The sequence below is a fragment of the Rhodococcus sp. AB351 genome, from assembly GCF_049538275.1.
In the GTDB taxonomy this organism is placed as follows: Bacteria; Actinomycetota; Actinomycetes; order Mycobacteriales; family Mycobacteriaceae; genus Rhodococcus.
Window position 1 is genome coordinate 59,859 of the sequence record NZ_JBMVFW010000012.1, and the last position, 12,485, is coordinate 72,343.

The 12,485-nt window shown below is 67.9% G+C and carries 12 protein-coding genes; 5 read left to right on the top strand and 7 right to left on the bottom strand.

Features of this window, described 5'->3' with window-relative positions:
* Nucleotides 1-302: 302 nt before the first annotated feature.
* Nucleotides 303-1,082 (bottom strand): enoyl-CoA hydratase, encoded by a 780-nt coding sequence (locus ACPCXD_RS19205; RefSeq protein WP_016693188.1) that lies wholly within the window; start codon nt 1,080-1,082, stop codon nt 303-305.
* Nucleotides 1,079-2,068, bottom strand: coding sequence for an NAD(P)H-dependent flavin oxidoreductase (locus tag ACPCXD_RS19210; RefSeq protein WP_229566864.1), 990 nt, complete (start codon nt 2,066-2,068; stop codon nt 1,079-1,081). The genes ACPCXD_RS19205 and ACPCXD_RS19210 overlap by 4 nt, the downstream gene beginning before the upstream one ends.
* Nucleotides 2,069-2,322: 254 nt before the next feature.
* On the opposite strand from ACPCXD_RS19210, the gene ACPCXD_RS19215 reads away from it, so the two are divergent.
* The 3 genes from ACPCXD_RS19215 to ACPCXD_RS19225 are packed head-to-tail and all read left to right on the top strand — an operon-like array spanning nt 2,323 to nt 5,194.
* Nucleotides 2,323-3,600: a TetR/AcrR family transcriptional regulator gene (locus ACPCXD_RS19215; RefSeq protein ID WP_423660804.1), complete on the top strand. Its 1,278-nt coding sequence runs from the start codon at nt 2,323-2,325 to the stop codon at nt 3,598-3,600.
* Entirely contained in the window at nt 3,597-4,721 is a 1,125-nt protein-coding gene (locus ACPCXD_RS19220) for an NAD(P)-dependent alcohol dehydrogenase (protein ID WP_423660805.1), read from the top strand. Before ACPCXD_RS19215 ends, ACPCXD_RS19220 begins: the two co-directional genes overlap by 4 nt.
* Nucleotides 4,718-5,194 carry a DUF4334 domain-containing protein gene (locus ACPCXD_RS19225; protein WP_423660808.1) on the top strand — a complete coding sequence of 159 codons (477 nt, stop codon included), beginning with the start codon at nt 4,718-4,720 and terminating at the stop codon, nt 5,192-5,194. The genes ACPCXD_RS19220 and ACPCXD_RS19225 overlap by 4 nt, the downstream gene beginning before the upstream one ends.
* A gap of 68 nt (nt 5,195-5,262) precedes the next feature.
* Here ACPCXD_RS19225 and ACPCXD_RS19230 read toward each other — a convergent pair whose 3' ends face one another.
* A complete protein-coding gene (locus tag ACPCXD_RS19230; RefSeq protein WP_423660810.1) occupies nt 5,263-6,120 on the bottom strand; it encodes an oxygenase MpaB family protein in 858 nt (285 codons plus the stop codon).
* Nucleotides 6,121-6,200: 80 nt separating this feature from the next.
* Entirely contained in the window at nt 6,201-6,950 is a 750-nt protein-coding gene (locus tag ACPCXD_RS19235; protein ID WP_202400023.1) for a GntR family transcriptional regulator, read from the bottom strand.
* A gap of 130 nt (nt 6,951-7,080) precedes the next feature.
* Here ACPCXD_RS19235 and ACPCXD_RS19240 point away from each other — a divergent pair, with 130 nt between their 5' ends.
* Together ACPCXD_RS19240 and ACPCXD_RS19245 are read left to right on the top strand one after the other, a co-directional pair.
* Entirely contained in the window at nt 7,081-8,616 is a 1,536-nt protein-coding gene (locus tag ACPCXD_RS19240) for an aldehyde dehydrogenase family protein (protein ID WP_423660811.1), read from the top strand.
* 4 nt (nt 8,617-8,620) lie between these two features.
* On the top strand, nt 8,621-9,586 hold the full coding sequence (locus ACPCXD_RS19245; RefSeq protein ID WP_016693180.1) for an oxygenase MpaB family protein: 966 nt from the start codon (nt 8,621-8,623) through the stop codon (nt 9,584-9,586).
* Between the two features lie 95 nt (nt 9,587-9,681).
* On the opposite strand, the gene ACPCXD_RS19250 is transcribed toward ACPCXD_RS19245, so the two are convergent.
* From ACPCXD_RS19250 to recR, 3 genes are all read right to left on the bottom strand, one after another.
* Complete coding sequence (locus tag ACPCXD_RS19250; protein WP_423660814.1) at nt 9,682-11,178, bottom strand: MFS transporter; 1,497 nt, start codon at nt 11,176-11,178, stop codon at nt 9,682-9,684.
* 97 nt (nt 11,179-11,275) lie between these two features.
* Nucleotides 11,276-11,875 carry a TetR/AcrR family transcriptional regulator gene (locus ACPCXD_RS19255; RefSeq protein ID WP_423660816.1) on the bottom strand — a complete coding sequence of 200 codons (600 nt, stop codon included), beginning with the start codon at nt 11,873-11,875 and terminating at the stop codon, nt 11,276-11,278.
* Complete coding sequence (gene recR, locus ACPCXD_RS19260) at nt 11,872-12,480, bottom strand: recombination mediator RecR (protein ID WP_016693177.1); 609 nt, start codon at nt 12,478-12,480, stop codon at nt 11,872-11,874. Before recR ends, ACPCXD_RS19255 begins: the two co-directional genes overlap by 4 nt.
* Nucleotides 12,481-12,485: the final 5 nt, after the last annotated feature.

Genomic DNA, 12,485 nt, shown 5'->3' on the forward strand with positions numbered 1-12,485 from the left:
TCCTCTCGTGACGGGGCGGGAGTGCGGGCACGGCCTGTGCCGAGCCGTCGATGTGTGAGGCACATTACAGGCCCGGAACGGTTTGGGCTAGAGCTTTTGTTAACGGAGATTCCGCGAATGCGGCCCGACTCGCTCCAGGCGTCGTCGCCGAGCGAGAACGGGTGGATACCGCAGAAAATACTGGTCGAGCGCTGGGTTCACCGGACGGGAGCGGGTGTTCCGACGAGCACGCCGGTCCCTGCTCCCGCCCGGGAAGTTCCTAGTCGATCCCCCGAGAACCGTGCTCGGGAAGGATCGTCCGGTCAGGCGAAGCGGGCGGGGCGCTTCTCCAGCATCGCCATGGCCCCCTCTGCGAAGTCGGCGGAACCGAGGAGTTCGACCTGGCCGTCCTTTTCCCGCGCGAGCGCCGCGTCGAGTTCGCCGAGCGTCGAGGCGTTGAGGGCTCGCTTCGTCAGTTCCAGGGCACGTCGCGGGCCGGATGCGGTCCGCGAGGCGACGGCGTCGACATGTGCGGCGAGTTCGGCGTCGGGCAGGGTGCGGGCCACCAGTCCGAACCGGTCGGCGTCCTGCGCGGACACCCGCTCGCCGAGCAGTGCCATCTCGGCGGCCCGGGCCCGCCCGATCGCGGCGGGAACCAGCAGGCTCGCGCCGCCGTCGGGCATCAGTCCGATGTTGACGAAGGCGAGCAGGAAGTACGCGCTCTCGGCCGCGTAGGTGAGATCGGCCGCGAGGGCGATCGAGACACCGACGCCCGCGGCGGGTCCGTTGACCGCCGCGATGACGGGGACCGGGACGGACGCGATCGTCCGGACCAGTTCGTTGGCGGTGTCCATGACGACACCGGGGTCCTGCGGATCCGCTGCTCCCGCAGCCAGGTCCGCACCCGTGCAGAACGCCGATCCCTCACCGGTGACGACGATCGTACGGACGCGTTCGTCGTCGCCGGCCGCCTTCACCGCGTCGCTCAGCGTCTTCATCGTGGTCAGGTCGATCGCGTTCATCCGGCGCGGACGCGTGATGGTCAGTCGCAGGATGCCGTCGGCGAGTTCGGACCGCAGGCTCTCGGTGGTGGTCGAGGTCATGCGCGCACCGTCCGGTCGGCACCGGCGATGTCGTTCAGGCGGCCCGTGATGACGGCCTTCGCCTCGGTGACCATGCGGTCGACCAGTTCGCCGACGGTGGGGATGTCGTGGATGAGCCCCTGGCTCTGCCCGGCCGTCCAGATACCGGCGTCGAGATCTCCGTCCTCGAACACCTTGCGGCCGCGCGCACCGGCGACCAGGTGGGCGATGTCGCCGAATTCGGCTCCGCGCGATTCGATCTCGACGACCTCTTCGCTCACCGCGTTGGTGGCGACACGAGCGGTGTTGCGCAAAGTGCGGAAGATGAGCTTGGTGTCGAGTTCGGTGTTGCGGACGATCTGCTCCTTGACCTCGTGGGCCACGGGCGATTCGACCGTGCACATGAAGCGGGTGCCCATGTTGACCCCGTCCGCGCCGAGCGCGAGCGCCGCCACGAGCCCGCGGGAATCGGCGATGCCGCCCGAGGCGATGACGGGGATGCCGAGCTTGCTCGTCGCGGCGGGGATGAGGATCAGGCCCGGGACGTCGTCCTCACCCGGGTGGCCGGCGCACTCGAAGCCGTCGATGCTCACGGCGTCCACGCCGATGCGCTCGGCCTTGACCGCGTGCCGCACGCTCGTGCACTTGTGGATCACCTTGATGCCGGCGTCCTTGAAGTGCGGCAGGTGATCGGCCGGGTTGAAGCCGGCGGTCTCGACGATCTTCACGCCCGAGTCGATGATCGCCTGGCGGTACTCGGCGTACGGCGGCGGATTGATCGACGGCAGGATCGTGAGGTTGACGCCGAACGGCTTGTCGGTGAGTTCGCGCGTCCGTTCGATCTCGCGAACGAGATCCTCCGGGGTGGGCTGGGTCAGTGCGGTGATGAAGCCGAGCGCTCCCGCCTCCGCCACGGCGGCCACGAGTTCGGCGCGGCCGACCCACATCATGCCGCCCTGGACGATGGGATGCTCCACCCCGAAAATCTCGGTGAATCGGGTTCTCACGAGTCCTCCTCGGTCCTTCGAAAAGTGCCGCTGTCGTGACGGTTCCGTATGCGCCCAGCGGTGACGCACCTGAAGAATTGGGGTTAACTTTGCGTCCTGGGTGCTGGTTTGTCAATACGTTCTGTCCTGCAGTTTTGGCGATTCTTACCCGAAAGTAGTGTTTCTCTGCAGGGGGTGTGACTGTTACCTTTGAGGCCGACGAACATTCGCCGCGACATCGCGGCCGGAAACAGGATCCACGACGAGGAGGCAGGGTGCCCGAACAAGCGCAGGTCGGGGCACGCACAGCCGCGAAGACCGACACCCCGACCCCCACCGTGCGGCGCCGGCCGAAGAACCGCAAGGCACAGATCGCCACGGTCGCGGCCGAGGCGTTCAGCGAACGCGGCTACCACGGCGTGAGCATCGACGAGATCGCCACTGCCGTCGGCATCTCCGGCCCCGCCCTGTACCGGCACTTCCCGAACAAGTACGCCCTGTTCCACCACGCCGTCGTCACCCTCGCCGACGCCCTCGGCGCCGCCCTCGCGGAGTTCGACGAACAGAGCGGAGCGAACGGCGCCGAACTCGACGCCGCCGAGGAACTCGAACGCAAGCTCCTCGCGCTCATCCGCACCACGATCGACAACCGCCGGACGGGCGGGCTGTACCGCTGGGAACGTCGCTATCTCACCGGCGAGGACCACAGCGAGATCCGCTCGAAGATGAGAGCGCTCAACCGCCATCTCGCCCGCACGGTCGCGCGCCTGCGGCCCGATCTCACCGACGACGACTACATCCTGCTCAGCAGCGCGATGCTCAGCGTGATCGGCTCCATCACCACCCACCGTGTCCCACTGTCCAACCGGCGCCTGCAGCAGCTGCTGCTCGACGCGTGCACGGCGGTCGCCGCGACCGACCTGGTGCCCGATGTCGACGAGCCCACGCCGGCCCCCGAACCGCGCGGATTGTCCGTGGCGAACAAGCGCGAGGTCCTCCTGCAGGAGGCAGTGCTGCTCTTCGATGCGCGGGGCTATCACGAGGTGAGCATCGAGGAGATCGGTGCGGCAGCCGGTATCAACGCGTCCGGCGTCTACCGGCACTTCGCGAGCAAGGCCGATCTGCTCGCGGCCGCCTTCCACCGGGCCGGTGATCGCGTCGCGATGATCATCGGCGAGGCGCTCGCCGACTCGACGACCTCCGCGCAGGCCCTCGACGTCCTCACCGAGGTGTACGTCCGGATGTCGTTCGAGAACAGCGAACTGATGTCGGTGTACTTCGCCGAGGTCGGCAATCTGCCCGCGCACCACCGCAGCGACCTGCGGAACATCCAGCGCCTCAACATCGAGGAATGGGCCCGGCTGGTCGGCGAGCTACGCCCCGAACTGCCCGCCGTCGAGTGCCGTTTCCTCGTGCACGCCGCGCTCAACCTCGTGCTCGACACCGGCAACCTCGTGCACTTCCTGCCCACCCCCTCCCGGCAACGCCGGGTACAGCAGCTGATGCTCTCGGTGCTGCTCGGCGGCACCGCTTCGCCGGAGGCGGCGGGATGACCCGCACCGCGACCGCCGCGGTACTCCGCGAGTACGGCGCACCGCTGCGGCTCGAGACGGTGACCGTGCCCGAACTGCGCGACGACGAAGTGCTCGTCCAGGTTCACGGGGTCGGGATCTGCCACACCGATCTCACCGCCGCCGCGGGAGGCGTCCCCGTCCCGACGCCCGTCGTGCTGGGCCACGAGGGTGCCGGGGTCGTCACCGAAGTGGGTTCGGCAGTCACCGATCTCGCGGTCGGCGACCGGGTGGTCCTCGGATTCGACTCGTGCCGCACGTGCCGCAACTGTGCCCGGGGACGGCACGCCTACTGCACGCGGTTCGCCCCGCTCAACTACGGCGGTGTGCGCGGCGACGGCACCGCGGTGCTCCGCGACGCCGACGGAGCACCGGTGCACGGCAACTGGTTCGGACAGTCGTCGTTCTCCTCGCTCGTCGTGGCCACCGAACGCAACGCGGTGCGTCTGCCGGCGGATGTCCCGGTGGTGTCGGCGGGTCCGCTCGGGTGCGGTCTGGCGACCGGCGCCGGAACCGTGCTCGAGGTGCTGCGGCCGGAACGGGGGTCGACGATCGTCGTCTTCGGTCTCGGCGCCGTCGGCATGGCCGCGGTGATGGCGGCACGTATCGCCGGGTGCGCGAACATCATCGGGGTCGACCCCAACCCGCGACGGCACGGGCTCGCGCGATCGCTCGGGGCCACCGAGCTGCTCTCCCCCACCGATCACGACGACCTCGGACGCCATCTGCGCCGTCTCACCGGCGGTGGCGCCGACTACGCGGTGGAGTCCGTGGGTTCGGAATCCGTGATCCGGCAGGCACTGTCGTCCCTGACCAGTCCCGGCGTCTGCGCCACCCTCGGACTGCGCGCCGGCCGCAATCCCGTCTCGATCGACCAGACCCATCTGTTGTCCGGTCGCACCCTGACCGGAGTCATCGAGGGCGACGTCGATCCGCACCGGTTCCTTCCCGAACTGGCCGCACTCTGGCGCGACGGGCGCTTCCCCGTCGACGAACTCGTTCAGACCTTCGATTTCACGAAATTCGACGACGCTCTCGCCGCTGTCACCTCCGGCGAGGTCGTCAAAGCCGTACTCACCTTCGACATCCAGGGGAACACATGAACGTCGTCCAGCGACTCGAGGAACTGCGCGCCCGCACCGACCGGATCGATCCTCGCGAACTCGATGCCCTCTGGGAGCATCTCGCTCCGGCACGCATCGACGATCTCGTCGGATACCGGTGGAAGGGCTTCAGTTTCGACACCGGGCACCGCACCCATACGCTGCTCGGCACGTCGCGGTGGTACGGAAAGACGTTCGCGTCGGTGTCCGAGGTCCAGCCGCTCGTGTGTTACGACGAGGACGGCGAGTTGTTCTCCGACACGAAGACCGGACGCGGCGAGGCGAGCCTGTGGGAGATCGTCTTCCGCGGCGAGGTGACGGCGACGATGGTCTACGACGGCATGCCGGTCTTCGACCATTTCAAGAAGGTCGACGACGACACCGTCGTCGGGGTGATGAACGGTAAGGGCTCGCTGGTGTTCGACGACGGTGAGCACTACTGGTTCGGTCTCGAACGCGACAGCGCTGTGTAATCGTCCGACGGGAAACGACACAGTGGCCGGACGTGCGTCCGGCCACTGTGTCGTTCTCCGGAGAGAACTCAGATGACGTGCCCGTGCGCCTTCATCCGGCGGCGCATGTCGTTGAGGTAGTAGGTGGCCGACAGTTGGCGGATGGGTCTGGGCACCGCGCGGTAGATCGGCGGGACCACCTTCCAGAACAGGTCGAAGCGCCGCTGGTCGCGCGGACTCCACGGCAGCGCGAACTCGTCGCGCATGCGTTGCGGGAGAAGACCGATCGTCATGAAGCGCTGCAGCGGCATGAGAGCCCGAACAGGAAGCGGGGCGTCGCCGCCGGTGAGGAGGTCGCGGGTGAACGAACGCACCTTCCGGTCGACCTCGAAGGTCGCGATCATCTCGTCCCAGTACCTGTCGAACTCCTCCCGCGTCTTCGGCCACATGTCGTCCTTGACCTGCAGGGCCGTGCCGTAGACCGCGGACTGACGGTAGATGCGTTCGATGTCGGCGTCGGTGAGAGGACCGAACATCCGCCGGTACATGTCGACGCCGTTGCGGTACAGCGTTGCGGCAACCCACAACTGGAGTTCGGGGTCGAAGGCGTTGTAGGTCTCCGAGCGCACCGGGACGTGCGCCTTGTTGACCATCCGGACGACCCGCTTCTTCTCCTCGGGAGTACCGAGCGTGACGGCGTAGACGTAGGTCATCGTGGTGCGCAGCCGGTCGAGCGGCCGCTGCAGGGTGGTGCTGTGGTCGGCGACGCCGTGCCCGACACCGCGCGATGCCAGCTGCAGGAGGACCGTGGCGCCGGCGCCGAGCAGGAGCATCGACTCTCCGACGAAGTCGGCCAGTTCGACCGAGCTCGCCGGAAGCGGAGCGGGGGTCGCCACCGGTTCGTCGGTGGTGACGGCGGGGGCGCGCTCTTCGGCGTGGGTCGTCATCGGAGGTCTCCTGATGGTGAAAGTACGGGTGCAGCACTGTCATACAAATTGTGCACACCCGTACTCAGATAGGCAAGTGCCTATCCGGAGGGCGAATCGACCCCCGCCCGCTCGCGGTGGGCGACCAGGCGCGCGGCCGCGTCCTCGAACTGCACGAGCGTCTGCGTGATCACCTCGCTGTGGTCCTGCGCGGCGATCGCCTCGATCAGCTTCGTGTGCGACCGGATGGCGAGCGTGCCCCACTCGGCGTCCCGCGCGTAGAGGCGGTACGGAATCGTGCGCGCGGCGGTGTTGAGGAACCACGCGAGCTTGGGGCTGTCGGCGATGCGGTTGAGCTCGCGATGGAAGTCGAACTCGGCGTCGGCGATCCGCTCGATGTCGGGTGTCACCCCCTCCGGGACGACGACGAGCATGCGCAGCCTCTCGTTGAGTTCGGCCAGACGCTCGAGATCGGCCGGCGTGGCACGGTCGACCGCACGGAGCGCGAGCTCGACGGCGATCTGTCCCTGCAGCCAGAAGATGTCGTCGATGTCGCCGCGCGTGAGGGGCGAGACCCGGTACCCGCGATTCGGGGCGGATTCGACCATCCCCTCCCCGCGCAGCGTCAGCAGCGCCTCCCGGACGGGGGTGACGCTGACGCCGAGTTCGACCGCCGTCTCGTCGAGCCGGATGAAGTCGCCCGGACGCAGTGCGCCGGACATGATCGAGCCGCGGAGGTGGCCGGCCACCTCGTCGGACAGCTGCGGACGGCGCCGCACGGCCCCCTCCGAACGTCGGGATGCCGCAGCGTGATCCGCCGCTGTCCCGGGGCTGCGTGTCGGTGCCGCCATCGTGTCTCCTGTAGGAATCCGGACAACTGCGCACGGGGGTTGTCCAATTGGCCCGCGAACGCCTAATGTGATGTCCACTACAGCTATCACATCAAATATATGTGATGTGGTCCACCAGGAAGTGTCGAACATGACCCAGAACCTCACCAGTCCGAAAAACGCGAAGAGCAGCGCGGACAAGGCATCCACGGCAGCGAACACCGACACCTTCGCCAGCCTCGACCCCCGGAACGGCGAGGTGATCGCCGAGTATCCGATCGCCGACGAGGCCGCCGTGGGCGCGGCCGTCGAGCGTGCCCGCGTCGCCGCCCGCTGGTGGGAGGCCCAGGGCTTCCGCGGCCGCCGCGACTGGCTCCTCGAGTTCAAGAAGGCCGTCGCGTCCGACGCGACCTCGCTCGCATCGGTGGTGGCGAAGGAGACCGGCAAGCCCTTCGGCGACGCCTTCCTCGAAGTCATGCTGGCGGTCGAGCACCTCGACTGGGCGGCCAAGAACGCCAAGAAGGTGCTCAAGCCTCGCAAGGTGCCCTCGGGCGTCGCGAGCTTCAACCAGGCCGCGACCCTCGAGTACAAGCCGCTCGGCGTCATCGGCGTGATCGGCCCCTGGAACTACCCGGTCTACACCCCGATGGGTTCGATCGCCTACTCGCTGGCCGCCGGCAACGCCGTCGTGTTCAAGCCGAGCGAGCTCACCCCCGGTGTCGCGAAGTGGCTCGAGGACAAGTGGAACTCGATCGCCCCCACCCAGCCGGTCTTCCAGGTGATCACCGGTCTCGGTGAGACGGGTTCGGCGCTCGTACGTTCGGGTGTCGACAAGGTCGCCTTCACCGGCTCCGGCCCCACCGCCCGCAAGGTCATGGCGGTGTGCGCCGAGTCGCTCACCCCGCTCGTCGCCGAGTGCGGCGGCAAGGACGCGATGATCGTCGCTGCCGACGCGAACATCGACGAGGCCGTCGAGTTCGCCGCCTTCGGTGCGTTCGGCAACGCCGGTCAGACCTGCGCGGGCGTCGAGCGCATCTACGTCGAGGAGCCCGTCTACCGTGAGTTCCTCGACAAGCTCACCGCCACCGTCCGGCGTGCGAAGCCGGGCGGCGACGAGAACTCGACCTACGGCCCGATGACGCTTCCGCGCCAGGTCGACATCGTGCGCAACCACATCGAGGACGCCCTGAAGTCCGGCGGCAAGGCCGTCCTGGGCGGACTCGAGTCGGTGCAGGAGCGCATCGTCGAACCCGTCATCCTCACCGACGTGCCCGAGACCTCGGCCGCGGTGTGCGAGGAGACCTTCGGCCCGACGGTCGTCGTCAACAAGGTCCGCGACCTCGACGAGGCAGTCGAGCGCGCGAACGGCACCAACTACGGTCTCGGCGCGTCGATCTTCACGCGCAACAAGAAGAAGGGCCGTCAGCTCGCCGAGCGCCTACGCAACGGCATGGTGTCGGTCAACTCGGTGCTCGGCTTCGCCGCCATCGCCTCGCTGCCCTTCGGCGGCATCGGAGAGTCCGGCTTCGGCCGCATCCACGGCGCCGACGGCCTGCGCGAGTTCAGCCGTCCCAAGTCCGTCACGGTGGCGAAGTTCAGCTCGCCGCTCAAGCTCATGAGCCTCGAGCGTCCGGAGCGCGACCTGAAGATCTCGCAGGCGATGCTCGAGTTCATGCACGGAAGGTGAGCCGATGACGACCACTCCCCCGCGCACTCGCAGCCGGAAGGCCGCCGTCGTCGCAAAGCCCGAGGCACGTATCGAGAAGGCCGGCACGTTCCCGCCCCCGAACAGGGATCCGCACCCGAAGCGTGGGCGGATGGGCTGGGTCAAGGTGATCGAGGAGCTCGACCCGGTCACGCAGCACCAGGACATCGTGCGGATCACCGCCGGCTACGAGTTCCCGTGGGACTATCAGCGGTCGCTCGAGTTCGCCCTCTTCCGCACGTACTGCGTGCCCAGCATCTCGGAACTGCTCGCTCGCACCGGCGAGTTCGAGAAGCGGCCGCAGAAGCGGTACGACGACACGGCGCTGCTGATGGCCGAGCTGGTCGAGCACGGCTACGACGCCGAGCGGGGACGCGAATCGCTGCGCAACATCAACCGGATGCACGGCAAGTACTCGATCGACAACGACGACATGCTGTACGTCCTGTCGACCTTCGTGTACGACCCGCTCGACTGGATCGACCGTTACGGGTGGCGTCGTCTGCACCCGAAGGAGCGGCTGGCGTCGTTCTACTTCTACCGCCAGGTTGGCATCCGGATGGGCATCAAGGACATCCCGGAGTCGTTCCAGGAGTTCCACCGGTTCAAGCTCGAATACGAGCGTGAGAAGTTCACCTACAGCGACGACAACCACGCCATCGGCACCTACACGCTGCGCCTGTTCCAGTCGTGGTACCCGAAGGTGCTGAACAAGGGCATCGAGAAGGTCGTCTTCGCGCTGATCGACGACCGCATGGCGTCGGCGTTCGGTTTTCCGAAGAGCTCACCGCAGCTGACGGAGATCGTCGAGGGCGCGCTGCGGGCTCGGTCGGCGTTCGTGCGGCGACTGCCGAAGCGACGCGTGTCGCTGTCGGCGGGCAATGCCACCAACAGGACGTATCCGGGTTACCCCCTCGGTTACCGTCCGAACGATCTGGGCGTCGAACACTGACGCACCGATAGACCTGGGGGACAGGAGGGCGGCCCCGCATTCCGGTTTCACACCGGGTGCGGGGCCGTAACTGTTCGGGCAGGAGCGGGCCGGGCTCAGTTCTCGACGGGCCGCAGGGCCTGCTTCGACGGGAGCGCGAACCCCGAGACGAAGACGACGACGGCGCAGCCGGCGCACACGAGATAGGCGATCACGAAGCCCGCCGTGCCGATGCCGAGCCCGCCGCCGAGGGTGTGGGCCGCGAGCACCGAGGCGACGACCGCGCTGCAGACGGTGCTGCCCACAGTGCGGAGCAGGACGTTGACGCCGTTCGCCGCGGCGTTCTGCGACAGCGGCACCGCGCCGAGCAGGAGCACCGGCAGCGTGCAGTACACGAGCGACGTGCCGATGGCCGCGACGAAGATGGCGGCGACCACGAGCCACAGCGGCTTGCCGGGCACCGCGTGGACGCTGTAACCGGCGAGCAGGAAGACCGCTCCGGTCATGATCGTGATCTTGGGTCCGAAGCGCTCGGTGATCCGGGAGGCCACGATCGCGAAGATCATCATCGCGAAGCTGGCGGCGAGCTGACAGGCCGCGGCCTGGAGGATGGTCAGGTCGTATCCGGCTCCGTGCGCCGACGGCGCCTGCAGCAGCTGCGTGGTGATGAGGGTGTTGCCGTAGAAGGCGAACCCGACGAGCAGTGCCGACAGGTGCGGCGCGAGGACGGACCGGCGGGCCGAGACACGCAGGTCGACGAGCGGGTTGCGGTTGCGCAACTGCTGCACGCCCCAGAGCACGAACAGCAGCACCGACGCGGCGAACGAGAGCAGCACCGCCGGGCTCGTCCATCCCCACGTGCTGCCCTGGGTGATGGGCACGAGCAGGCACACCAGCGCGGCGGACAACCCGGCGGCGCCCACGGCGTCGAAGCGACCGCCGGTGCGGGTGTCGGATTCCGGGATGACGATCCACGCCGCGAGGGCGACACCGGCGCCGATGGCGGCGGTGATCCAGAAGAGCAGGTGCCAGTCGGCGAACTGGACGATGGCGGCCGCGAACGGGATGCCGACCGCGGTGCCGATGCCGAGGGTGGAGCTGAGCATCGCGATCGAGCGCTCCACGTGCTCACGGGGCAGGACCTCGCGGAGGATCGCCATGCCGATCGGCAGCACCGCCGCGCCGGCGCCCTGCAGGCCACGGGCGAGGATGAGCAGCCCGATGTCGGAGGTCAGCGCGCAGATCAGCGAGCCGACGGTCATGAGCGAGAACGCGATGAGCAGCATCCGCTTCTTGCCGATCATGTCGGCGAGACGGCCGAAGATGGGCGTCATCACCGCACCGACCAGCAGGGTGCTCGTCACGAGCCACGACACGGCGGTGGTTCCGGCGCCGGTGAAGCCCGGCATGCTCGGCAGGAGCGGGACCATGACGGTCTGCATGATGGCCTGGAAGACGGCACCGACCGCGAGAACAGGGAAGACGAGATGCCGCAGATTGCGCGCCTTCTTCTCCGCCGGTCCGCTCGCCTTCGTCGTTCCGGACGCCGAGCGCGTCGGCGCTGAGACGGACCTACCCGCCACGTGCAGGCGCAGGGGGAGCGAGATCGACATCGACACCCCCTCCTCGCCAAACAGGTAAATAGCCGTTCACCACATTAGGTGAACGGCTATTTACCCTCAAGAGTAGTGACCAAGGTCATTCGTGCCGCTAAGAACCGTCTCCGTCGAGCAACCGCTGGACCAGCGGCGCGTACATGGCCACGACTTCCTCGACCGTGCCGGTCGCGCGCTCCTGCATCATGCGACGACGCATGATCGCCAACCCCATCAACGCCGACATCGCCAGCTCGGCCCGGAGACGGGCATCCGGCCCCGGAAGCCTCGCGGCGAGAGCGTCGACCATCTGCGCGGAGTAGTTGTCGCGGAGCATGCGGTTGCTCTCCTCGCTGCCCCCGCTCATGAACAGGATGTTCATCGACAACGGCTTGTAGGGCTCGAGCGGGCGGGCGAACATCGCGACCATCCGCTCCCCCAGGCTCTCGAGCGGCCCGTCGAACAGCACCTGAGCGCCGTACTGGAAGTCGACGAGCTCCTCGTACAACTGCTCCTTCGAGCCGAAGTACTTGATGATCAGCGGTGCGCTGACACCCGCTTCCTCCGCGATGTCCTTGAGCGTGATGTCGCGGTAGGGGCGCGTCGCGAACGCCTTCCCGGCAGCGTCGATGATCAACTTCCTGGTCTCGTCGGAAGTCCGGCGACGCTTCTCGGGCCCACCCCGATGCGATGCCTCCGTGCTGCGCACGGTCACATCGCCCGCCTCCCCGACAACGCTCGTCCGAGCGTCAGTTCGTCGGCGAACTCGAGGTCGCCACCCATCGGCAGACCCGACGCGAGGCGGGTGACGCTCAGCCCCGGGAAGTCGCGCAGCATGCGCACCAGATAGGTGGCCGTCGCCTCGCCCTCCGTGTTGGGGTCGGTCGCGATGATCACCTCGGAGACGTCGACGCCGTCCTCCTGGTTGCCGATCCGGGTGAGCAGTTCGCGGATGTGCAGCTGGTCGGGACCGACGCCGTTGAGCGGGTCGAGCGCACCGCCGAGGACGTGATAGCGCCCCCGGAACTCACGGGTGCGTTCGATCGCCTGCACGTCCTTCGGTTCCTCGACCACGCAGATCACCGTACGGTCGCGGCGAGGATCGGAGCAGATCCGGCAACGCTGCTGGTCGGAGACCGTTCCGCAGACCTCGCAGAACTGCACGCCGTCGCGGATCCGCTGCAGCGCCGCCTGCAGGCGGTCGATCTCGGGCGGCTCGACCGAGAGCAGGTGGAACGCGATGCGCTGGGCACTCTTCGGACCGACGCCCGGAAGCTTGCCCAGCTCGTCGATGAGGTCCTGTACCGGTCCTTCGTACAACGCCG

What these genes read in the sequence shown, in the direction of transcription:
- ACPCXD_RS19245 (WP_016693180.1), top strand. Translation starts at nt 8,621, where the DNA reads ATGACGACCACTCCCCCGCGCACTCGCAGCCGGAAGGCCGCCGTCGTC.
- ACPCXD_RS19235 (WP_202400023.1), bottom strand. Translation starts at nt 6,950, where the DNA reads ATGGCGGCACCGACACGCAGCCCCGGGACAGCGGCGGATCACGCTGCG.
- ACPCXD_RS19230 (WP_423660810.1), bottom strand. Translation starts at nt 6,120, where the DNA reads ATGACGACCCACGCCGAAGAGCGCGCCCCCGCCGTCACCACCGACGAA.
- ACPCXD_RS19240 (WP_423660811.1), top strand. Translation starts at nt 7,081, where the DNA reads ATGACCCAGAACCTCACCAGTCCGAAAAACGCGAAGAGCAGCGCGGAC.
- ACPCXD_RS19225 (WP_423660808.1), top strand. Translation starts at nt 4,718, where the DNA reads ATGAACGTCGTCCAGCGACTCGAGGAACTGCGCGCCCGCACCGACCGG.
- ACPCXD_RS19250 (WP_423660814.1), bottom strand. Translation starts at nt 11,178, where the DNA reads ATGTCGATCTCGCTCCCCCTGCGCCTGCACGTGGCGGGTAGGTCCGTC.
- ACPCXD_RS19220 (WP_423660805.1), top strand. Translation starts at nt 3,597, where the DNA reads ATGACCCGCACCGCGACCGCCGCGGTACTCCGCGAGTACGGCGCACCG.
- ACPCXD_RS19205 (WP_016693188.1), bottom strand. Translation starts at nt 1,082, where the DNA reads ATGACCTCGACCACCACCGAGAGCCTGCGGTCCGAACTCGCCGACGGC.